This window comes from Rhodovulum tesquicola (genome assembly GCF_024128855.1).
In the GTDB taxonomy this organism is placed as follows: Bacteria; Pseudomonadota; Alphaproteobacteria; order Rhodobacterales; family Rhodobacteraceae; genus Rhodovulum; species Rhodovulum tesquicola.
Map to the genome: position 1 here is coordinate 39,941 of NZ_JAMYDV010000013.1, position 20,675 is coordinate 60,615.

General features: G+C 68.3%; 20 protein-coding genes. 15 read left to right on the forward strand and 5 right to left on the reverse strand.

Annotation, left to right across the window (positions count from 1 at the left end; genetic code table 11):
- Positions 1-357: 357 nt before the first annotated feature.
- From NHN26_RS12025 to msrB, 11 genes are all read left to right on the forward strand, one after another.
- Entirely contained in the window at positions 358-1,431 is a 1,074-nt protein-coding gene (locus NHN26_RS12025) for an Mrp/NBP35 family ATP-binding protein (protein WP_253089655.1), read from the forward strand.
- Between the two features lie 598 nt (positions 1,432-2,029).
- Entirely contained in the window at positions 2,030-2,533 is a 504-nt protein-coding gene (gene mraZ, locus NHN26_RS12030; protein ID WP_253089656.1) for a division/cell wall cluster transcriptional repressor MraZ, read from the forward strand.
- A 3-nt stretch (positions 2,534-2,536) separates the two neighbouring features.
- On the forward strand, positions 2,537-3,535 hold the full coding sequence (gene rsmH / locus NHN26_RS12035; RefSeq protein WP_253089657.1) for a 16S rRNA (cytosine(1402)-N(4))-methyltransferase RsmH: 999 nt from the start codon (positions 2,537-2,539) through the stop codon (positions 3,533-3,535).
- Positions 3,536-3,901, forward strand: a complete 366-nt coding sequence (ftsL, locus tag NHN26_RS12040; protein ID WP_253089658.1) for a cell division protein FtsL — start codon at positions 3,536-3,538, stop codon at positions 3,899-3,901.
- Positions 3,898-5,676, forward strand: a complete 1,779-nt coding sequence (locus NHN26_RS12045; RefSeq protein ID WP_253089659.1) for a peptidoglycan D,D-transpeptidase FtsI family protein — start codon at positions 3,898-3,900, stop codon at positions 5,674-5,676. Before ftsL ends, NHN26_RS12045 begins: the two co-directional genes overlap by 4 nt.
- Positions 5,677-5,690: 14 nt before the next feature.
- The gene (locus tag NHN26_RS12050) at positions 5,691-7,178 is read left to right on the forward strand and encodes a UDP-N-acetylmuramoyl-L-alanyl-D-glutamate--2,6-diaminopimelate ligase (protein WP_253089660.1); all 1,488 of its coding nucleotides are present in this window, start codon (positions 5,691-5,693) and stop codon (positions 7,176-7,178) included.
- Entirely contained in the window at positions 7,175-8,617 is a 1,443-nt protein-coding gene (locus NHN26_RS12055; protein WP_253089661.1) for a UDP-N-acetylmuramoyl-tripeptide--D-alanyl-D-alanine ligase, read from the forward strand. The genes NHN26_RS12050 and NHN26_RS12055 overlap by 4 nt, the downstream gene beginning before the upstream one ends.
- Positions 8,617-9,702 (forward strand): phospho-N-acetylmuramoyl-pentapeptide-transferase, encoded by a 1,086-nt coding sequence (gene mraY / locus NHN26_RS12060; protein ID WP_253089662.1) that lies wholly within the window; start codon positions 8,617-8,619, stop codon positions 9,700-9,702. Before NHN26_RS12055 ends, mraY begins: the two co-directional genes overlap by 1 nt.
- Before the next feature lie 26 nt (positions 9,703-9,728).
- A complete protein-coding gene (locus NHN26_RS12065; RefSeq protein ID WP_253089663.1) occupies positions 9,729-10,148 on the forward strand; it encodes a hypothetical protein in 420 nt (139 codons plus the stop codon).
- Positions 10,149-10,248: 100 nt separating this feature from the next.
- Positions 10,249-11,670 carry a UDP-N-acetylmuramoyl-L-alanine--D-glutamate ligase gene (gene murD, locus NHN26_RS12070; RefSeq protein WP_253089664.1) on the forward strand — a complete coding sequence of 474 codons (1,422 nt, stop codon included), beginning with the start codon at positions 10,249-10,251 and terminating at the stop codon, positions 11,668-11,670.
- A gap of 50 nt (positions 11,671-11,720) precedes the next feature.
- Positions 11,721-12,188 carry a peptide-methionine (R)-S-oxide reductase MsrB gene (gene msrB, locus NHN26_RS12075; protein ID WP_253089665.1) on the forward strand — a complete coding sequence of 156 codons (468 nt, stop codon included), beginning with the start codon at positions 11,721-11,723 and terminating at the stop codon, positions 12,186-12,188.
- A 14-nt stretch (positions 12,189-12,202) separates the two neighbouring features.
- On the opposite strand, the gene NHN26_RS12080 is transcribed toward msrB, so the two are convergent.
- The 3 genes from NHN26_RS12080 to NHN26_RS12090 form a co-directional block, all read right to left on the reverse strand.
- On the reverse strand, positions 12,203-13,189 hold the full coding sequence (locus NHN26_RS12080; protein WP_253089666.1) for a phosphotransferase enzyme family protein: 987 nt from the start codon (positions 13,187-13,189) through the stop codon (positions 12,203-12,205).
- A complete protein-coding gene (locus tag NHN26_RS12085) occupies positions 13,186-14,460 on the reverse strand; it encodes an aspartate aminotransferase family protein (RefSeq protein ID WP_253089667.1) in 1,275 nt (424 codons plus the stop codon). Before NHN26_RS12085 ends, NHN26_RS12080 begins: the two co-directional genes overlap by 4 nt.
- A 63-nt stretch (positions 14,461-14,523) precedes the next feature.
- A complete protein-coding gene (locus NHN26_RS12090) occupies positions 14,524-15,522 on the reverse strand; it encodes an asparaginase (protein WP_253089668.1) in 999 nt (332 codons plus the stop codon).
- A gap of 190 nt (positions 15,523-15,712) precedes the next feature.
- Here NHN26_RS12090 and NHN26_RS12095 point away from each other — a divergent pair, with 190 nt between their 5' ends.
- Positions 15,713-16,234 carry an invasion associated locus B family protein gene (locus NHN26_RS12095; protein WP_253089669.1) on the forward strand — a complete coding sequence of 174 codons (522 nt, stop codon included), beginning with the start codon at positions 15,713-15,715 and terminating at the stop codon, positions 16,232-16,234.
- A gap of 115 nt (positions 16,235-16,349) precedes the next feature.
- Positions 16,350-17,579 carry a dual-specificity RNA methyltransferase RlmN gene (gene rlmN, locus NHN26_RS12100; protein WP_253089690.1) on the forward strand — a complete coding sequence of 410 codons (1,230 nt, stop codon included), beginning with the start codon at positions 16,350-16,352 and terminating at the stop codon, positions 17,577-17,579.
- Between the two features lie 129 nt (positions 17,580-17,708).
- Here rlmN and NHN26_RS12105 read toward each other — a convergent pair whose 3' ends face one another.
- Positions 17,709-18,524: an LOG family protein gene (locus tag NHN26_RS12105; RefSeq protein ID WP_253089670.1), complete on the reverse strand. Its 816-nt coding sequence runs from the start codon at positions 18,522-18,524 to the stop codon at positions 17,709-17,711.
- A gap of 91 nt (positions 18,525-18,615) precedes the next feature.
- Between NHN26_RS12105 and dapD the strand changes: the two genes are divergently transcribed.
- On the forward strand, positions 18,616-19,443 hold the full coding sequence (gene dapD, locus NHN26_RS12110) for a 2,3,4,5-tetrahydropyridine-2,6-dicarboxylate N-succinyltransferase (protein WP_253089671.1): 828 nt from the start codon (positions 18,616-18,618) through the stop codon (positions 19,441-19,443).
- Positions 19,436-19,777: a DUF8846 family protein gene (locus tag NHN26_RS12115; protein ID WP_253089672.1), complete on the forward strand. Its 342-nt coding sequence runs from the start codon at positions 19,436-19,438 to the stop codon at positions 19,775-19,777. Before dapD ends, NHN26_RS12115 begins: the two co-directional genes overlap by 8 nt.
- A 3-nt stretch (positions 19,778-19,780) precedes the next feature.
- On the opposite strand, the gene NHN26_RS12120 is transcribed toward NHN26_RS12115, so the two are convergent.
- Positions 19,781-20,635 (reverse strand): class I SAM-dependent methyltransferase, encoded by an 855-nt coding sequence (locus NHN26_RS12120; RefSeq protein ID WP_253089673.1) that lies wholly within the window; start codon positions 20,633-20,635, stop codon positions 19,781-19,783.
- Between the last annotated feature and the right edge of the window lie 40 nt (positions 20,636-20,675).

The following is a 20,675-nucleotide window of genomic DNA, read 5'->3' on the forward strand; positions in this document are numbered from 1 at the left end:
CGAAAGGGTGCGGCGGCACCAGGGAGGAGGAGGGTGCCGCCGCGAGACAAGGAAACCCAGGGAGGAGGAGGGGCTTCCAAGTCGTGTTCGGCATGCCGGGCGTCTTGGTCTGCCCGACCGCGACTTTCGCCGCGCGCCGTTGAGATCAAAGATACGGCAATGCTGCGCATGCACAATAGTTTCCGGGTGAAATGCCGCCATGCAGAAAATGCATGAGTCTTGCTGACGTAATTTCGAGCATCGTGCGCGCCGTTGCAAACGAAACGGGCATGCCGAAAATGACCTTGCCCTCCGGGCGCGTCCGGACAAGTTAAGGGGTGGGGCCGCGGCCCCCGAATGCCCGAAAGGAAGACAGCCATGCCCGTCACGCGCGATGCCGTCCTCGAATCCCTGTCCCGAGTCGCGCTGCCCGATGGCGGCGATCTGGTCTCGCGCGACATGGTGCGCGCGCTGTCGATCGAGGACGACACCGTGCGCTTCGTGATCGAGGCGCCCGATCCCGACCGGGCCGCGGAACTGGAGCCGGTGCGCGCCGCCGCCCAGGCCGCCGTCGAGGCGCTGGCGGGGGTGACGCGCGCCTCGGTTGTGCTGACCGCCCATGGCCCCGCCCCCAAGGCCCCGCCCGGCGAGGCGCTGAAGATCGGCCGCCATCCCACGCCCAAGGCCGGCCCCGAAAACCCCGCGGGCATCGACCGCATCCTCGCCGTCGCCTCGGGCAAGGGCGGAGTCGGCAAGTCCACCGTGGCCAGCAACCTTGCCGTTGCGCTGGCCCGGCAGGGCCGCCGTGTGGGCCTGCTCGATGCCGACATCTACGGCCCCTCGCAGCCCCGTATGATGGGCGTGACCCGCCGCGCCGCCTCGCCGGATGGCAAGACCATCGAGCCGATCGTGGCCCACGGCGTTACCATGATGTCGATCGGCCTGATGATGGAGGAGGGCCAAGCGGTGGTCTGGCGCGGGCCGATGCTGATGGGGGCGCTGCAACAGCTGTTGACCCAGGTGAACTGGGGGCCGCTTGACGTGCTGGTGGTCGATCTGCCGCCCGGCACCGGCGACATCCAGCTGACGCTTTGCCAGCGCACCAAGCTGAACGGCGCGATTGTCGTCTCGACGCCGCAGGATGTGGCGCTGATCGACGCACGCAAGGCCATCGACATGTTCGGCAAGCTCGGCACCCCCGTCCTTGGCCTGATCGAGAACATGTCCGCCTATGTCTGCCCGAATTGCGGACATGAGGCACATATCTTCGGCCATGGCGGCGTCGCGGCCGAAGCCGAGAAACTGGGCGTGCCGCTTCTGGGGGCGCTGCCGCTGGCGCTGGACATGCGCTTGGCGGGCGACGCTGGCCGCCCGGTGGCGCTGGGCGAGGGGCCGCTGGCCGACGCCTATGCCCATATCGCCGCCCGCCTGATCGGTGGCGGGATGGCCTGAACTGCCTGCGGGTATTCCAGCCACGGGATTTCATGGCCTGAGCGGCCCTGCGGATCGAACCGGTGCGAATCATCGGCCGGTTTCGCCCGACCCACAGGGCAGAATCCGCTTCAGAACCCCGTAGCTACGGCGCCGTCCAACCAGCCCGTCGGTTTTCTTGGGAAAACACGGGAAAAATCCGGCCCCTCAAGAATGCACAACATTTAGAGAGATCCCGTGTCGTTCCCGCAATAGGCGGTGTTCGCTCGCGTCGCGCTGTGGATTTGCGCTGCTCGTCGCGATGCTGACAGCCTGAGCTTGGCTCTTCTGCCCGCAGATTTCAGTTGATTTCCATGAATTCCCGTGACATCCCTTGGTCATCGGATGACGGCGGACGTTTTCAGGGGCACCAAGACCCCACAGGCAAACGGGTTTCATACAGGCAGCCCGCCGTCATCGAAGAACAGAGATCCGGCGCGCGGGCGAGCAGAACATCCCCCCAGGTGGCGCGCGCAGCCGGACATCCCGAAGCGGGACGAGGGCGGCGGATCGGGCAGTGGCAGCAGCTCGGTCCGCCGTTTCCGTTCCTGGCCGGAGAGCGAGAAGGAGCGGACGTCCGGTGGCGCGCAGGTTCAGAGGTTCGAGCCGCCACAAGGTGGATGCCAAGGGCAGGGTGTCTATTCCGGCCCAGTTCCGGCGCGTCCTCGAGTCCTGCGATCCCGAATGGACTGACGGGTTGCGTCCGCAACTGGTGATCGTCTACGGCGATCACCGTCGCAAGTTCCTGGAATGCTATTCGATAAAGGCGATCGACGAGGTTGACGAGAAGATCGAGGCGCTGCCCCGCGGCTCGGTCGCGCGGCGCAGGCTGGAACACCTGTTCAATGGCCAGTCGTTGCCCACCGAGGTCGATCCCGACGGGCGGCTCGTGCTGCCGCAGAAGTTGCGCGAGAAGATCGGCCTGGGCGAGGAGGCGTTCTTCATCGGCTCGGGCGACACGTTCAAGATCTGGAATCCCGACATCTATGAGGCCGAGGAACTGGCCGATACCGAAGCCTGGCTCGAGGACAAGCCGGACGATTTCGACCTGCTGTCGCTTCTCGACAATCCCGAGGCGGTCTGAACGATGGCCGCCGCGGAACGCCCCGCCCCCTCAGAGCCGCCTCATATCCCCGTCCTTCTGCGGCCCCTGCTCGAGGCCGTCGCGCCGGTCTGCGGCGTCTGGCTTGACGGGACCTTCGGGGCAGGAGGCTATGCCCGCGGCCTGCTGGATGCCGGGGCGGATCGCGTGATCGGTGTGGACCGCGACCCCAGCGTGTTCGAGATGGCGCAGGGATGGGCGGCCGAGTATGGCGAGAGGCTGCGGCTGGTGCAGGGCACGTTCTCGCGGCTCGATGAACATGCGGGGGAACCGCTTGACGGCGTGGTGCTGGATCTCGGCGTGTCCTCGATGCAGATTGACCGGGCAGAGCGGGGCTTTTCCTTCCAGAAGGACGGCCCGCTGGACATGCGGATGGGCGATAGCGGGCCTTCGGCGGCAGATCTGGTGAATTCCGCGCCCGAGGCGACGCTGGCCGACATCCTGTTTCATTACGGCGAGGAACGCGCTGCCCGCCGGATCGCGCGGGCCATCGTCGCGGCCCGCGCCATCGCGCCTCTTGTCACCACCGCGCAACTGGCCGAGGTGATCGCCCGCTGCCTGCCACGACCGCAGCCGGGCCAGATCCACCCCGCGACGCGCAGTTTTCAGGCGATTCGCATCGCGGTGAACGACGAGTTGGGCGAACTGGTGGCCGGGCTAGAGGCGGCCGAACGCGCGCTGAAACCCGGCGGCAGGCTGGCGGTCGTGACCTTCCATTCGCTCGAGGATCGGATCGTCAAACGTTTCCTGCAATTGCGTGCGGGTCAGACGGGCGGGGGCAGCCGTCACGCGCCCGAGATCCCGATCGAAGCGCCGCGGTTTCATATCCTGACCCGCAAGGCCGTCGGACCCGATGATGCGGAACTTGCCGCCAACCCGCGCGCGCGTTCGGCAAAGCTGCGCGTTGCCGAGCGCACCGACGCGCCTGCGGGGCCTGTGGATCGCGCCCAACTGGGTTTGCCGGCGATCATGGAGGGGGCATAGATGCGCGGTCTTTTCTACGTTCTGACGGCGCTGGCGGTGATGGGGCTGGCGGTCTGGGCCTATCGCGAGAACTACGCCACCCAGCAGGTGATCGCCGAGGTCGAGAGGCTGAACCGCGATATCGGTCTGTGGCGTGAACGCCGCGCGATCCTGAACGCCGAATGGGCCTATCTGAACCGGCCCGACCGGCTGCGCGCGCTGGCCAATCTGAATTTCGAGAGGCTGGAACTGCTGCCGCTTGCGCCCGAGCAATTCGCCGCCATCGACCAGGTGGCCTATCCGACCTTCGAACTGCCCGAGATCGTGATCCCGATCGAGCTTCTGGGCAGCCTCCTTGCCGATGAGGACCTGGAGTCTCAGCCATGATCCGCACGCCGCTGCGCCCGCTCGCCCGCATCCTCGAGGCCCGCGCCCGGGGCGAGAATCCCGCCGCCATCGAGCGCGAGAACCTGCGGTTGCGCCACGAACGGATGCGCGACACCGCCCGCAGCCGCGCCGAGGGGCGGTTGTTGATGCTGGGTGTGATGTTCTGCGCGGCCTTCCTGGTGGTGGGCGTGCGCATGGGCACGCTGGCCGCCGCGGTCCCCTCCGAGCCGCGCGCCGCGGCCTCGGGCGCGGCCATCGTCGCGCAGCGCGCCGATATCGTGGACCGCAACGGCAATATCCTGGCCACCAACCTTGCCACACACGCGCTTTACGCCCAGCCACCCCACATGATCGAACCCGCCCGCGTCGCCCGGGAACTGGCGCAGATCTTCCCCGATCTCGACGAGCAGCGCCTGCTTGCCGACTTCACCGGCGAGCGCAAGTTCCTGTGGATCAAGCGTCGTCTCAGCCCCGAACAGATGCAGAAGGTGCATGACATCGGCGATCCGGGCCTGCTGTTCGGCCCGCGCGAGATGCGGCTTTACCCCAACGGCCGACTGGCCGCCCATGTGCTGGGCGGGTCCGGCTTCGGGCGCGAGGGCGTGTCCTCGGCCGAGGTTGTGGGGCGCGCGGGCGTCGAACAGGCCTTCGACGGCTGGCTGCGCGACCCGGCGAATGGCGGCGCGCCGCTGCGGCTGTCGCTCGACCTGACCGTGCAGGCCGCGGTCGAGCGTGTGCTGGCAGGCGGCATGCGGCTGCTGAATGCCAAGGGTGCCACGGCAATCCTCATGGACGTGAATACGGGCGAGGTGATCTCGATGGTCTCGCTGCCCGATTTCGATCCCAACGAACGTCCGCGCCTTCCGACTCAGGGCGATCCGTCCGACAGCCCGCTGTTCAATCGCGCGGTGCAGGGGGTCTACGAGCTTGGCTCGACCTTCAAGACCTTCACCATCGCGCAGGCGCTGGAAGAGGGGATCGTCTCTCCGAGGACCGTTATCGACACAAAGGGGCCGATGGTCTGGGGCCGCTACCGCATCCGCGATTTCCGTAATTACGGCCCCGAACTGTCGGTGACCGACGTTCTGGTGAAAAGCTCGAATATCGGCACCGCGCGTCTTGCCCAGCGGATCGGCGCGGAACGACAGCGCGCCTTTCTTGACCGGCTCGGTTTTCTGGAGACGGTGCCGCTGGAACTGGTCGAGGCGCCGACCGGCAAGCCGCTCTTGCCGCCACGCTGGACCGATATCTCGATGCTGACGATATCCTATGGCCACGGGCTCTCGGCCAGCCCGATGCACCTGGCCGCGGGCTATGCGACGCTTGCCAATGGCGGCTTCCGGGTGACGCCGACGCTGCTTGCCGGTGGGGGGAAGCCGGGCGAGCGGGTGGTGTCCGCAGAGACATCCGCGGCGATCCGTTCGATGCTGCGCGAGGTCGTCTCTCACGGAACGGCGACCCTGGCCGATGTCGAGGGCTATTCGGTCGGCGGCAAGACCGGCACCGCGGACAAGCCCAAGCGCACCGGAGGCTATCACAAGGACAAGGTGCTTGCGACCTTCGCCGCCATCTTTCCGTCCGACGCGCCGCGCTATGTGCTGGTCGTCACGCTCGACGAGCCCGAAGACACCTCCGGCTCGGAGCCGCGCCGAACGGCAGGCTGGACCGCCGCGCCGGTTGCAGGCGAGATCATCCGTCGCGCGGCGCCTTTGCTGGGGCTGCGGCCGGAGATTGAAACGGCCCAGGGCTTCGGGGTAACACTGGCCGCGAATTGATGGGCGCGGGGATCATGGCGGACCGCTCGGAGAAATCGCTCGCCGCGCTCGGCCTCAGGGCAAGGGGCGGGCGCGAGGCGCGCATCGCGGGGCTTGCCATCGACAGCCGCGCGGTCCGCCCCGGCTTCCTGTTCGCGGCCTTCCCCGGCAGCCGCGCCCATGGCGGCGCCTTCATCCCGCAGGCGCTGGCCGGGGGAGCGGTGGCCATCCTGACCGATGCCGAGGGCGCCGGGATCGCGGCCGAGGCGCTGTCCGCCAGTCAGGCCGCGTTGATCGTGGTCGAAGACCCGCGCGCCGCCTTTGCCGGGGCAGCCGCGCTCTGGTTCGCGGCCCAGCCCGCCACCATGGCCGCGGTGACCGGGACCAATGGCAAGACCTCGGTCGCCCAGTTCACCCGCCAGATCTGGACGCTGCTGGGCCATCAGGCCGCAAGCCTCGGCACCACCGGGGTCGAGGGCGCGTTCCAGGCGCCACTTGCACATACCACGCCCGACGCGCTGACGCTGCATCGCCTGCTGGCCGAGATGGCCGGGGCGGGGGTCAGCCATGCCGTGATGGAGGCGTCAAGCCATGGCCTTGCCCAGTCCCGGCTTGATGGCGTGGTGCTGCGCGCGGCGGGATTCACGAATTTCACCCAGGACCACCTCGATTACCACGAGACCTTCGACTCCTATTTCGCCGCCAAGGCCGGGCTCTTTGGCCGCGTGCTGCCCGAGGATGGCACGGCGGTTGTCAATATCGACGATCCGAAGGGCGCGTCCGTGACGGCCATCGCCGAGGCGCGCGGGCAGCAAGTGCTGACCGTCGGCTCCAACCCGGCCGCCGATTTGCGGATCGCCGCGCAACGCTTCGATGCGACGGGGCAGGAGGTGCGGCTTGACTGGCAGGGCCGGGCGCGGCAGGTGCGGCTTGGCCTGATCGGCGGGTTTCAGGCGCATAACGTCGCGCTCGCCGCGGGGCTGGCGATCGCCTGTGGCGACGAGCCGGGCCAGGTCTTCGACACGTTGCCCGATCTTGTCGGCGTGCGCGGGCGGATGCAACTGGCGGCGCGGCGGGCGAACGGCGCGGCGGTCTTTGTCGATTACGCCCACACCCCCGACGCCATCGCCACCGCGCTCAAGGCGCTGCGCCCGCATGTGATGGGTCGTATCGTCATCGTCTTTGGTGCGGGTGGCGACCGCGACCGGGGCAAGCGCCCGCTGATGGGCGCGGCGGCGGCCGAACATTCCGATGTTGCATATGTGACAGACGACAACCCCAGATCCGAGGATCCCGCATTGATCCGTGCAGAAATACTGAAAGCTTGCCCCGATGCCATCGAGGTCGGCGACCGGGCCGAGGCGATCCTGCGCGGCGTCGATGCGCTGGAACCGGGCGACGCGCTGCTGATCGCGGGCAAGGGGCATGAGACCGGCCAGATCGTCGGCGACGATGTGTTCCCCTTCGACGATGCCGAACAGGCCAGCGTGGCGGTCGCCGCACTTGACGGGCGGCTGGCATGAGCGCGCTCTGGACGGCTGCCGACGCCGCCGCCGCGACCGGCGGGCAGGCCACCTGCGACTGGCGTGCAACGGGCGTGTCGATCGACACCCGCAGCCTTGCCCCCGGCGATCTGTTCGTCGCGCTGACCGACCAGCGCGACGGGCATGATTTCGTTGCCGACGCGCTGGCACGGGGGGCGGCAGCGGCGATGGTGTCGCGCATCCCCCAGGGCCTTGCCCCCGACGCGCCGCTCCTGATCGTGCCCGATGTGCTGGAGGCGCTGATCGCGCTGGGGCAGGCGGGGCGGGCGCGGGCGCGGGCGCGGGTCGTGGCGGTGACGGGCTCGGTCGGCAAGACCTCGACCAAGGAGATGCTGCGCGCCGTCCTTGCCGGGCAGGGCCGGGTTCACGCCGCCGAGGCGAGCTTCAACAACCATTGGGGCGTGCCGCTGACGCTGGCGCGCTTGCCCGAAGAGGCCGATTTCGCGGTGATCGAGATCGGCATGAACCATCCCGGCGAGATCGCGCCGCTGGCCCGCATGGCGCGGCCGCATGTTGCGCTGATCACCACGGTCGCCCCCGCCCATCTGGCCGCCTTCGACGATCTGGCAGGCATCGCGCGCGAGAAGGCGGCGATCTTCGAGGGGCTGGAGCCGGGCGGCATCGCGGTCTTTCCCGACGATCTGGACGTAAGCCCGATCCTGGAAAGCGCCGCCCGCTCCGTCGGAAAGCTCACCTTCGGCGCAACGAAATCTTCCGAATTCAGGCTGCTGAAGGCGCAGCTTCATCCGGACTCGACGGTGGTCGAGGCAAAGGCGCAGGGCGAGAAGCTCTTGTTCAAGATCCGCGCGCCGGGTCGGCATTTCGCGATGAACGCGTTGGGCGTGCTAGCCGTGGCCGAGGCGCTGGGCATCGACCGCGCGGTGGCGGCCTGCGATCTGGGCAGATGGCTGCCGCCCGACGGGCGCGGCGCACGGCTCAGGATCGCGCTTGACCCGATCGACCGCGATATCGCGATCGAGGTGATCGACGACGCGTTCAATGCCAATCCTGCCTCGATGGCGGCCGCGCTCGAGGTGCTGGCCGCCGCCGCGCCGCGCGACGGGGTGGGGCGCGTGGCCCGGGGCCGCCGCATCGCGATCCTCGGCGACATGCTGGAGCTTGGCGAGCAGGAACAGGCGCTGCATGCGGGCCTGGCCGATCTGCCCGCCATGGCCCGCGTCGATCTGGTGCATTGCGTCGGACCGCGAATGCGCGCGCTCTATTTCGCGTTGCCGTTGAAGCACCGCGGCCAATGGTTCGACGAGGCCGAACCGCTGGCAGCCCGGATACACGCACTGGTCGATGCGGGCGATGTCGTGCTGGTCAAGGGCTCCAAGGGCAGCCGCGTCTCGATCGTCGTTGACGCGCTGGGCAAACTGGGCCAAGCGCTCCCCGAAACCGACGAGGACCTTGAGTAATGCTCTTCTGGCTGGCCGATCTTTCCGACGGGGGCGGCGCGTTCAACCTCTTCCGCTACATCACCTTCCGTGCCGGCGCGGCCTTCTTCACCGCGCTGCTGTTCGGCTTCCTGTTCGGTCGGCCGCTGATCAACCTGTTGCGCAAGCGCCAGAGGAACGGCCAGCCGATCCGCGCGGACGGCCCGGCCAGCCATCTGGAAACCAAGGCGGGCACCCCGACCATGGGGGGCGTGCTTATCCTTGGCGGGCTGATCGTTTCGACGCTTCTGTGGGCGCGGCTCGACAACCCCCATATCTGGATGGTGCTGTTCGTGACCCTGTGCTTCGGGGCCATCGGCTTTGCCGACGACTATGCCAAGGTGTCGAAGAACAACGTCAAGGGCGTGCCCGGCCGGGTGCGCTTCGGGCTGGGGCTGCTGATCGCTGCGATCGCCGGATACTGGGCGGCGAGCGTGCATCCCGAGGCGCTGACCAACCAGCTTGCGGTGCCGGTCTTCAAGAATGCTCTGTTCAATCTGGGTATCCTTTTCGTTCCCTTCTCGATGATCGTGATCGTGGGCGCGGCGAATGCGGTGAACCTGACCGACGGGCTGGACGGGCTGGCAATCATGCCGGTGATGATCGCCGCCGCGGCGCTGGGCGTGATTGCCTATGCCGTGGGCCGCGTCGATTTCACCACCTATCTCGATGTCCACTACGTCCCCGGCACCGGGGAGATCCTGATCTTCTGCGCCGGGTTGATCGGCGCGGGGCTGGGGTTCCTGTGGTATAATGCCCCACCGGCGGCGGTGTTCATGGGCGATACCGGCTCGCTTGCGCTGGGCGGCGCGCTGGGTGCGATCGCGGTTGCCACCAAGCACGAGATCGTTCTGGCCATTGTTGGCGGGCTTTTCGTGGTCGAGGCGCTGTCGGTCATCATCCAGGTCGGCTACTTCAAGGCGACCGGCAAACGTGTGTTCCTGATGGCACCCATCCACCATCACTTCGAGAAGAAGGGCTGGGCGGAACCCCAGATCGTGATACGGTTCTGGATCATCAGCCTGATCCTCGCGCTGATCGGGCTGGCGACCCTCAAGGTGCGCTGAGCCCGAGGGAACAGGAGGACGAGAGCATGGAATACAAGATCGTGGACGAGGAATTCGTCCGGGAAGTCCGGCCCAGCCCCAAACGCGACAGGCGCGCGTTCTGGGCTTCGCCGCGGCTTCATGCGGTGACCCCCGATGTCACGCTCAAGCAATGGGACGGCGTGCCGCCCTATGCGGTCGTGGCCTTCATCGGCTACCTGATCGCGCTGGTCGTGGTCTTCTCGAACCAGATCGTGCCCTATTGCATCGAGAATTTCGCCAATCCGCAGAATTGCGCGCCGATCTTCGATCGCGTCCTGCCGATCACGCTGGCCGCGATCGTGGTCGCCCCGGCGATCAGCGGCGCGGTGCGGCGGATGGGCGGCAACCGCACGGCGGGCTTCCTGTTCGCGCTGACCGCCGTGGCGATGCCGCCGCTGATGATCGGCTGGCACTACCTGGTCTGAGCGTCGGGGCAGCCGGGAACACGCCTGGCGCGGGCCGGGCCGTCTTGCATCCGGCGCTTCTCGATGGGCATTCTCCGCCCACCTTTGAAAGGGGTGGGGCATGATTCCGGTGCGCGGGTTTGACGGGGCGCGGGTCGCCGTTCTGGGGCTGGGGCGGTCAGGCCTGTCGGCGGCGCGGGCGCTGCGGGCGGGCGGGGCCGAGGTGCTGGTCTGGGACGACAACGAGGCCGCCCGCGCCGCCGCAATGGCCGAGGGGTTCCCCCCCGTCGACCTGACGCGTCCGGGCGCACTGGGGGGTGCCGCCGCGCTGATCCTTAGCCCGGGTATCCCCCACCTCTACCCCCTGCCCAATCCCGTTGTCGCCGCCGCCTGGGCGGCCGGGGTGCCGGTCGACAACGATATCGGCCTCTTTTTCCGCTCGCTCGCCACCGAGGAGTGGGAGGGATTCGACAGCCCGCCGCGCGTGATCGCGGTGACCGGCTCGAACGGCAAGTCCACCACCTCGGCGCTGATCCATCATGTGCTGAGCGCGGCGGGTCGCGACAGCCAGCTTGCGGGCAATATCGGACGCGGCGTGCTGGACATGGACCCGCCGGGCGAGGGCGGCGTCGTGGTGCTCGAGCTGTCCTCCTACCAGACGGAACTTGCCCGTGCGCTGACGCCCGACATCGCGGTGTTCACCAACCTTTCGCCCGACCATCTGGACCGCCATGGCGGGCCGGGGGGGTATTTTGCCGCCAAGCGGCGCCTGTTCGCCGAGGGCGGGCCGGACCGGGCGATCATCGGCGTGGACGAGGACGAGGGGCGGTTTCTGGCCAACCAGATGGCCGAGGGGCCAGCCGACGACCGGGTGATCCGCATCTCGGCGGCGGACAAGCTGACCGGACCGGGCTGGGCGGTCTTTGCGCGCAAGGGGTTTCTGGCGGAATGGCGCAAGGGCCGACAGGTGGCCAGCATCGACCTGCGCGCTATCCCCGGCCTGCCCGGCGCGCATAACCACCAGAACGCCTGCGCCGCCTATGCCGCCGCCCGCTGCCTTGGCATCGCGCCAAGGGAGATCGAGCGCGCCTTCCACGATTTCGCCGGTCTGCCGCATCGCAGCCAGCTTGTGGCCGAGGCGGGGGGGGTGCGTTTCGTCAACGATTCCAAGGCCACCAACGCCGCCTCGGCCGCGCGTGCGCTGGCCGCCTTTGCGCGCATCCGCTGGATCTGTGGCGGACTCGAGAAAGAGGGCGGGCTGGCCGAGCTTGCGCCGCATCTGGGCAATGTCGCCAAGGCCTATGTGATCGGGCGCGAGGCGGCGGCCTTTGCGCTTCATCTGCGCGACATCCCGCACGAGATCTGCACGACGATGGCAACCGCCGTCGCCCGCGCCGCCGCCGAGGCCGAACCGGGCGATGTCGTCCTGCTTGCGCCCGCTGCGGCCAGTTTCGACCAGTATGACAATTTCGAACGCCGCGGCGAGGATTTCGTCGCCGAACTGGACCGCTGGCTCGAAGCGCGGGGCCGCGCGGGATCGTGAGATGCGCACGCGGCCTCCTGCGCCTATGATCCCGGAAAAGGAGACCCGCAATGAACCGACGCAGCATCCTTCTGGGCGGCGCAGCATTTGCGCTGACATCCCGCGCCGCTCGCGCCAGCACGTTCGAGATCACCCGCAGCGAGGCCGAATGGCGCGCGATGCTCGATGATCTGGAATACCGCGTGATGCGGCAGGAGGGCACCGAACGCGCCTTCACCAGCCCGCTCAACGACGAGAAACGCCCCGGTCTCTATCACTGCCGGGGATGCGAATTGCCGCTTTATGATGCCGCGACCAAGTTCGACAGCGGCACCGGCTGGCCCAGCTTCTGGCAGGCGTTGCCCGACGCGGTCGGAACCAAGCCTGATCGCAAGTTCCTCATGCTGCGCACCGAGGTTCATTGCCGCCGCTGCGGCAGCCATCTGGGCCATATCTTCGACGATGGCCCGCCCCCCACCGGCAAGCGCCATTGCATCAACGGCGTAAGCCTGCTGTTCCGCCCCGCAGAGGGCGCCTGAGCCCGCGCGGTCGGCTATGCGACGCGGAACAGCGTCAACCCTTCGAGCACGGCATGGGCGGTGCGCACCGCGCGGTTGAGATAGGCGCGGATGCGCGGATCGCCGGGCGCAAGGCGCGGCATCGTCCAGCCGACCGAGGCCAGCGTGCGCAGCATCACGAAGACCGGCAGCATCGCAAGATCGTCATCGGTCAGCGGACGATGCGTGGCATAGCCCTCGATCAGCCCGGTCGCGATCTGGTCCAGCGCCGGTTCCTCGAGGTTCTGCGCCAGTGCCGTGCCCAGATCGTAAAGCCGGAAGCCGAAACCGCTGTCGTCGAAGTCGATCAGCCTTGCATGATGGCCGTCATGCAGGATGTTCTCGCGCAACAGATCGGCATGGATCAGCCCCTGGTCGGCGCCCTGTGCGGCATGGTCCGACAACCGCTCGCGGGCATAGCGGCGGGCCTCTTGCAGCAGAAGCGCCTCGGCCTCGCTGGCGGCGGGATGATCCCAGAACCGGCCCCAGAAGGGCGCGGCCCCCAGCAGGCCGTCGATGTCCCAATGCGGTCGGCTGAACCAGGGTGGCAGCGTGATCCGGTCGGTGGCGACATGCAGCTGCGCGATGGCCCGGCCGACGCTGGCATAGCGGCGCATCTGCTCGTCGGGCGTGCCGTCAAGCGGCTCGCCGCCCGTGCCGATGGGCCGTCCCTCGACCCAGCTCAGCACCGAGGCGATGCGCCCGTCGGCAAGCTGCGCCATCAGCGCGCCATCCACGGTGCGCTGGGGCCGCGGCACGCCCAGCCCCGCCTCGGCCAGCGCGTCCATCCACCAAAGTTCCGAGCGGATCGCCTCCTCGGTCTGATAGCCGCGACGGTGCAGCCGCAGTACCCCCCGACAGGCATCGGGCAGGTCCACCGCAAAGACCGCGTTCTCGCGATGCGAGATCGGGCGCAGATCGGCGCAGCCGGTCCAGTGGGCCGTGGCCTCCCGGGCCAGCATCAGGGCTTCGGCATCGGTCATGCGGGTTCCTCCGTCCGGGCCAGCAGGTCGTCGAGCGTCTCGACCAGAAGATCGGCATTCTCGCGCGAGAAGGGCAAGGGGGGGCGGATCTTCAGCGTGTTCATGTGCCGCCCGATCCGGCCCGTCAGGATCCCGCGCTGGCGCAGCCCCTCGACCAGCCGTTCGGCGAAACCGGTGGCGGGGGAGCCGTCCGGGTGGACGAATTCGGCCCCCAGGAACAGCCCCGCGCCGCGTATCTCTGCCAGAAGCGGATGGCGCAGCGCGCGCAGCCGGGACAGCATGTGCGCCCCGACATCCCGCGCATTCGCGACCAGCCCCTCCTCCTCCAGCACATCAAGCGTGGCCAGCGCCGCCGCGGCCGAGACCGGGTTGCCGCCGAAGGTGTTGAAATAGCCGAACGCGGTGCGGAAATCGGCCATGATGTCGGGCCGCGTCACCACCGCGCCGACCGGATGGCCGTTCGCCATCGGCTTGCCCAGCGTCACAACATCGGGCGCAAACCCCAGCCGCTCATGGCCCCAGAACGCATCGCCCAGCCGCCCGAAACCCGGCTGCACCTCGTCGGCCAGGATCAGCCCCCCCGCGCGCCGGATCACCGCGACCGTGGGATCCAGAAACCCGCGGGGCAGCGTCGGGAACCCCTCGTTCGCGAAGAACGGACACAGCATGAACCCGGCAAAGCCCTGGCCCGTCTCCTCGAACTCGGCGATGGCACGGGCGACATTGGCGGCAAAGGCAGCGGCCTGCGCCTCGGGGCTGCCGCCCAGCGGGGTCAGGCTTTCGGGGGCGGGGACAAGGCGGACATGGGCGGGATAGCCACCGATGGGGGGGCGGCGCGTCGAAAGCTGGCTGACCGCGGCGGTGTTGCCATGATAGGTGTTGTCGGTCGCGATCAGCCCGCGCGCGCCGGTGGCCGCCTGCGCCATGCGCAGCGCCACGTCATTCGCCTCGGACCCGGTGCAGACCATGATCGCCTGGCTCAGCCCATGGCCCAGCGTCGCGATCAACCGCTCGATATAGTCCAGGATGGCCGTATGCAGATAGCGCGTATGGGTGTTCAGCGTCGCGGCCTGCCTGGCAATCGCCTCGACCACGCGGGGGTGGCAATGGCCGACATGGGGGACGTTGTTATAGGCGTCCAGATAGCGCCGCCCCTCGGCATCCCACAGCCAAACGCCCTCGCTACGCACCAGATGCACCGGCTCGGCGTGGAAGGTGGGCACGTTCGGCCCCATCAGCCGGGCGCGGCGCTCGATCAGGGTTTCGCTCATGGCCTCCTCGCCCGGCTCGCGCCCCAATCTGGAACCGACCCCGGCCCGAAGGCAAGAGAGACTTCAGCCGAAACCCGGGGCAAGCCGGATTTCCCCTGTCACGATCCCGCGCCAGTTCCGGATCGGCCCGCCCAGCCGCCCGCGCGTGGCCGGGTGTTCGGGGTCGAGCACGCCCAGCCGGATCAACAGCCCCGCGATCGCCGCCTCGGCCGCGCGGGTGGCGCCGTCCTCGATCTTGACCGCGATGCCAAGGCCCCGCTCGGGCAGGATCGCGACAAAGACCCCCTCGGCCCCGGTCTTGACCGCGACGCGGCCATCCACGGCGCGCATCAACTCGGTGCAGGCCCGGCCCTCGCCCGCCACCAGATCGGGATGGGCCAGCATCGCCCCTGTCAGCCGCGCGGCGGCGCGGACGCGGGGGGTGGCGGCATCGGGCCGGGCGGTCGCAAAGAATGCCATGGCGCGGCCAAGGCCATGCATGGTCGTCGCGAAATTCGGCGCGGAACAGCCGTCGATCCCGAAGCATGGGCTCGCCTGCCCCGTCACGTCCTCGAACGCGGCGCGGATGGCGCGTTGCACCGGATGGCCGGTATAGTTGTAATCGCCCCCCGCCCCCAGATGACGCGCCAGCGTCAGGAACCCCGCATGCTTGCCCGAGCAGTTGTTGTGCAACTGGCTTGGCGCCTCGCCCGCGATCAGCATCCGCTTGCGTTCCGCGCTGTCGCGGCTGGGCTGCGCGCCGCAACGCAGGTCGGCCTCGGACAGGCCCAGCCGGTCAAGCCAGGCCGCGATGCGGGCCACATGGACCGGCGCCCCCTCATGCGAGGCGCAGGCCAGCGCCAGGTCCGCATCGTCCAGCCCTGCCGCCTCGGCCGCGCCGCTTTCGACCAGCGGCAGCGCCTGGATCATTTTCACCGATGAGCGCGGATAGATCACCGCGCCCGGGTCGCCCCAGGCCTCAAGAACCGCGCCCGCGCCGTCGCAGATCACCGCATGCCCGCGATGCCGCGACTCGACCATGCCGCCGCGCCACAGATCGACCATCTCCACCGCTTCGGCCATGATCCGCCTCCCCTTCAAGCCCACGCGATTTTGTGCGATGAGGGATTTCACATCGCTGCGCGCCTACGGTAGGTTGCGCCTATCGAGTTGCAAACCGTCCCGCCAACGGAGAAACGGCTGACCGAGGGGCCGGTCCGGCGGACAGAGAGGCAAACACGGCTGGAGGCCTGTATCGACGATGAACTCCCTCATGCGAACGGCCCTTGCGGGCGGATTGACGGCGCTATGGGCATTGGCTGCCCAGGCACAGCAGGAATCGACCAACAATGTCGCGGTCAAGACCGACTGGAACGTCTTCGTCGAGACGAACCCGCGCGAATGCTGGGGCGTCTCGCCGCCCAAGGAGACGGTGAACACCCGTGACGGGCGGGTGGTCGCGGTGAATCGTGGCGATATCCGTCTGTTCGTGACTTTCCGGCCCGGCGCCGGTGCCGCGGGAGAGGTGTCGTTCACCGGCGGCTATCCTTTCGCAGATGGCTCGACCGTCTCGGTCCGGATTGGCGACGAGACCTATGAACTGTTCACCGAGAACCAGTGGGCGTGGCCTGCTTCCAAGGAGGAAGATGCCCGGCTGCTCGCCGCGATGAAGCGCGGCGCCGAGGCGGTGGTGACGGCGCGGTCGTCCCGCGGTACGACGACCAAGGATACTTTCTCGCTGATGGGCTTTACCGCCGCGATGGAGGAGGCCGAGCGCCGCTGCGCCGGCAACTGACCCCGGCCCGGGGCCGGTAACGGATGTCCCGCACGCGGCCCTGCCGCCTGCGGGATGTTTTCTTTTTCGGGCCGATCCCATATAAGGAGCACCCCGCCCGATGGAGACGCGCAAGATGACCGCGAGCCCGCCGATCACGCCCGAGGTGCTGCCGATTCCGCGCAAGCCACCCGAGGCCGCGCGCCTTAACCTGGTGGGCCTGACCCGGCCCCAGCTGCGGGCCGCCCTTGTCGCGGCGGGCACGCCCGAGGCGCAGGCGAAGATGCGCGAGAACCAGCTTTGGCAATGGATCTACCACAAGGGCGTGCGCAGCTTCGACGCGATGACCAACCTTGCCAAGGACTACCGCGCGCTGCTGGCCGGACATTTCGCGATCGAACTGCCCGAACTGGTCACACGCACCGTTTCGGCCGACGGCACGCGGAAATACCTCGTCCGGATCGCGGGCGGCCACGAGGTCGAGGTGGTCTATATCCCGGAAGACTCGCGCGGCACGCTCTGCATTTCGTCCCAGGTGGGCTGCACGCTGACCTGCACCTTCTGCCATACCGGCACGCAACGGCTGGTGCGCAACCTGACCGCGGCCGAGATCGTCGGCCAGATCATGCTGGCCCGCGACGACCTGGGCGAATGGCCGGAGCCGGGCCGCGCGCCCAAGGACGAGACGCGGCTGATCTCGAACCTCGTGCTGATGGGGATGGGCGAGCCGCTTTACAATTTCGAGGCGGTTCGGGACGCGATGAAGATCGCGATGGATAACGAGGGCATTTCGCTGAGCCGCCGCCGCATCACGCTGTCGACCAGCGGCATCGTGCCCGAGATCGCGCGTGCAGGCACCGAGATCGGCTGCCTGCTGGCGGTGTCGCTGCACGCCACGACCGACGAATTGCGCAACCAGCTGGTGCCGATCAACCGAAAATACCCGCTGGCGCAACTGCTTGACGCGCTCCGGGCCTATCCGAAACTGTCGAATTCCGAACGGATCACCTTTGAATACGTGATGCTGAAGGGCGTGAACGACAGCGATGCGGATGCGCGCCGGCTGGTCAGGCTGATCGCGGGGATTCCCGCAAAGATCAACCTGATCCCGTTCAACGAATGGCCCGGCGCACCCTATCAGCGGTCCGACTGGGACCGGATCGAGGCCTTTGCCGACATCGTGCACAAGGCTGGCTATGCAAGCCCCATCCGAACGCCGCGGGGCGAGGACATCATGGCGGCCTGCGGGCAGTTGAAGTCGGCGACCGAGCGCGCGCGGAAGAGCCGCTTCGAGATCGCCGCCGAGGCCGGCCTGCCCCAGCCCGAACGCGTCGTGCGCCGCCCGGACGCGCCCGACCTGCACTGACGCTGTTCCGACACACCGGGGCACTCCCGCCCCCGGGCCGCCCGGGGCTTGCGCCCCGCTTGCCCTGCGTTGGGCGTGGCGCGGCCTTGCGGCCGCGCGGGGGTATTTGGGCCAAGAAGAAGGGTGCGGTCAGCCCTTCGGGGTCCAGCGCTCGATCACGGCGAGCGCCTCCTCGGCGGTTTCGACAAAGGTGAACAGGTCGAGATCGGCGCGCGAGATCGTGCCCGCCTCGGCCAGGGCCTCCCAGTTGATGACCTTTTCCCAGAACGCCCGGCCGAACAGCAGGAAGGGCACGGGATCCATGCGTTCCGTCTGGATCAGCGTCAGCGCCTCGAACATCTCGTCAAGCGTGCCGAAGCCGCCCGGGAAGATTGCGATGGCGGCGGCGCGCAGCAGGAAATGCATCTTGCGGATGCCGAAATAGTGGAAGTTGAAGCACAGATCGGGGGTGACATAGGGGTTGGGCGCCTGTTCATGGGGCAGCACGATGTTCAGCCCGATCGACACGCCGCCCGCCTCGGCCGCCCCGCGATTGCCCGCCTCCATGATGCCGGGGCCGCCGCCTGTGACGATGACGTGATGCTTGCCGTTGCGCTGGCTCTTCTCGGTGATCAGCCGGGCGAATTTCCGCGCCTCGTCATAATAGCGCGTGTAGTCGGCCAGCGTTTCGGTCGCGGCCTCGCCCCGGCGCGCGGGCTCGGGGATGCGGGCCGAGCCGAACAGCACGATCGTGCTGTCGATGCCGAATTCCTTCATCACCAGTTCGGGCTTCATCAGTTCGAGTTGCAGCCGCACCGGGCGCAGTTCGTCGCGCCACAGGAATTCGGGATCGGCAAAGGCAAGCCGATAGGCCGGGGCGCGGGTCTGCGGGGTATCGGGAACCTCGCGGATTGCTTCGACATCCTCCTGGGCGTCGCGGAACGGGCGTCGGCTGTCGTCTTGCATGGGCTTCTCATCGGGCTTGGATTGCGCCGGGCAAGTCTAGCCTCTATAGCCTGATGTCCAGTTAAACCAGCCATCTTTCCGGGGGAATTCCATGTCCGACGTCCAGCTCGAAGCCGCCATCGAAGCCGCATGGGAAGCGCGCGACACGATCACCCCCGCCACCAGGGGCGAGGTTCGCGACGCCGTCGAGACGACGCTGCATGCGCTGGACCAGGGCACGCTGCGGGTGGCCGTGCGCCAGGCGGACGGGCGCTGGCATGTCAACCAATGGGCCAAGAAGGCGGTGCTGCTGGGCTTCCGGTTGCAGGACATGGGCGTGCAGACCGGCGGGCCGCAGGGCGGCACCTGGTGGGACAAGGTCGACAGCAAGTTCGCCCATTGGGGCGAGGCGCAGTGGAAGGCCGCGGGCTTCCGTGCGGTGCCGAACTGCGTGGTGCGCCGCTCGGCCCATATCGGCAAGGGCGTGGTGCTGATGCCCTGTTTCGTCAATCTCGGGGCCTATGTGGACGAGGGCACGATGGTCGACACCTGGGCGACGGTCGGATCCTGCGCGCAGATCGGCAAGAACGTGCACCTGTCGGGCGGTGTGGGCATCGGAGGCGTGCTGGAGCCGATGCAGGCCGGCCCCACCATCATCGAGGACAACTGCTTCATCGGCGCCCGCTCCGAGGTGGTCGAGGGCTGCATCGTGCGCGAGGGCTCGGTGCTCGGCATGGGCGTGTTCATCGGCAAGTCGACCAGGATCGTCGACCGCGAAACCGGCGAGGTGATGTATGGCGAGGTGCCGCCTTATTCGGTGGTCGTGGCAGGGTCCATGCCGTCCAAGGGCGGCGTCAACCTTTACTGCGCGGTGATCGTGAAACGGGTGGACGCACAGACCCGGTCCAAGACCGGCATCAACGAGCTTCTGCGTGACTGACAAACCCAAACGCCCGCACCAAATCTATACCCTGCTCGTCGAGGTCGGGCGCAAGCCTGACGACGGGCTGCCCGAGGGCGCCACGGGGGCGGGGCTGATGTGTTATGCCTCGGGCGTGGACGAGGCCGAGGCGGTGCGCGAAACCGTTACCGTGCTGAAGCAGGCCGGGCTCGCGCCGCTGGATGTCACGGGCTACGGCACCGCGGAGGAGCGGCGCGCGCAGGGCCATGAGATCGACGCCGAGGAAGCCGCTCTGATGGATCGGGCGCTGGCCGAGAACGCGGTGATCGTGGCGCAGATGGAGCCGTTCTTCGACGGTGACGAGGACGACTGACCCTCAGCCGCCCGGGCGCAGCCGGAAGATCATGTAGCGGTTGTCGCGGCAGAACGCCTCGGCCGTGCGTTCGCGCCCCATCAGCCGGGCGGCCAGTCTTTCGCGACGGCGCGCGTTCAACACCAGGCCCAGCGCGCGGTGCATCAGCCAGCGCCCGCACGGGCGTTTCGCGGCCAGTTCGGCGTCGATCCGCGTGATCGCGTGGCCGAACACGTTGAACAACGCCTGTTCCAGATCGATCGAGGGGGCGACGGCCTCGGTGATGTCCTCCTCGACCAGCGGCACGAGGCCGCGTGCTGCCATCTCCTCGCGCATGAGGGCCAGCCGGTGCCCGCCGCCTGCGGCGCGGATCCGGCCCCCGCGCTGAAAGCTGTCCGACCGGAAGCAGTCCGCGATCAGGATCTCGCCGCCGGGCACCAGAAGGCCGGCCGCCTTGTCGAGCGCCAGCGCGCAGGGGATGTACTGGAAGCTTTCCGAGAACAGGCACAGATCGAAGCGCGGGGCCGAGGCGAAATCCTGGAACGGCATCTCGTGCACCTTGGCCGCGGGCGCGTTGGCGCGGCAGCGGCTGGCGAGGAAGGCGCTGGGCACCACGATCTCGACCTCGTGGCCCCGCGCGATCAGCTTGGCCGCCGTTTCGCCCGCGCCGCCGCCGATATCGAGGACCCTCAGCCGCCCTTCGGGCAGGTGCGAAAACAGCAGGTCTGTATAGGCCGCCTGTGCCCGGCCCAGATTGGCCGCTGTCACGTCAAGGCCGGTCCACAGCCCGTAATGCAGGTTCTCGGCCCCGGTCAGCCAGCGGATGAAGGCAAGGCCCGCATCAAGCCCCACCGCGCGGGTGTCGATCTTCCCGGTCATGCGTCCCCTCGGTTTGGTCGCCGCTTCGATGCGCAATTTC

Coding starts and splice junctions, on each gene's coding strand:
- NHN26_RS12025 (WP_253089655.1), top strand. CDS start 358: ATGCCCGTCACGCGCGATGCCGTCCTCGAATCCCTGTCCCGAGTCGCG.
- rsmH (WP_253089657.1), top strand. CDS start 2,537: ATGGCCGCCGCGGAACGCCCCGCCCCCTCAGAGCCGCCTCATATCCCC.
- ftsL (WP_253089658.1), top strand. CDS start 3,536: ATGCGCGGTCTTTTCTACGTTCTGACGGCGCTGGCGGTGATGGGGCTG.
- NHN26_RS12045 (WP_253089659.1), top strand. CDS start 3,898: ATGATCCGCACGCCGCTGCGCCCGCTCGCCCGCATCCTCGAGGCCCGC.
- NHN26_RS12050 (WP_253089660.1), top strand. CDS start 5,691: ATGGCGGACCGCTCGGAGAAATCGCTCGCCGCGCTCGGCCTCAGGGCA.
- NHN26_RS12055 (WP_253089661.1), top strand. CDS start 7,175: ATGAGCGCGCTCTGGACGGCTGCCGACGCCGCCGCCGCGACCGGCGGG.
- mraY (WP_253089662.1), top strand. CDS start 8,617: ATGCTCTTCTGGCTGGCCGATCTTTCCGACGGGGGCGGCGCGTTCAAC.
- NHN26_RS12065 (WP_253089663.1), top strand. CDS start 9,729: ATGGAATACAAGATCGTGGACGAGGAATTCGTCCGGGAAGTCCGGCCC.
- murD (WP_253089664.1), top strand. CDS start 10,249: ATGATTCCGGTGCGCGGGTTTGACGGGGCGCGGGTCGCCGTTCTGGGG.
- msrB (WP_253089665.1), top strand. CDS start 11,721: ATGAACCGACGCAGCATCCTTCTGGGCGGCGCAGCATTTGCGCTGACA.
- NHN26_RS12080 (WP_253089666.1), bottom strand. CDS start 13,189: ATGACCGATGCCGAAGCCCTGATGCTGGCCCGGGAGGCCACGGCCCAC.
- NHN26_RS12085 (WP_253089667.1), bottom strand. CDS start 14,460: ATGAGCGAAACCCTGATCGAGCGCCGCGCCCGGCTGATGGGGCCGAAC.
- NHN26_RS12090 (WP_253089668.1), bottom strand. CDS start 15,522: ATGGCCGAAGCGGTGGAGATGGTCGATCTGTGGCGCGGCGGCATGGTC.
- NHN26_RS12095 (WP_253089669.1), top strand. CDS start 15,713: ATGCGAACGGCCCTTGCGGGCGGATTGACGGCGCTATGGGCATTGGCT.
- rlmN (WP_253089690.1), top strand. CDS start 16,350: ATGACCGCGAGCCCGCCGATCACGCCCGAGGTGCTGCCGATTCCGCGC.
- NHN26_RS12105 (WP_253089670.1), bottom strand. CDS start 18,524: ATGCAAGACGACAGCCGACGCCCGTTCCGCGACGCCCAGGAGGATGTC.
- dapD (WP_253089671.1), top strand. CDS start 18,616: ATGTCCGACGTCCAGCTCGAAGCCGCCATCGAAGCCGCATGGGAAGCG.
- NHN26_RS12120 (WP_253089673.1), bottom strand. CDS start 20,635: ATGACCGGGAAGATCGACACCCGCGCGGTGGGGCTTGATGCGGGCCTT.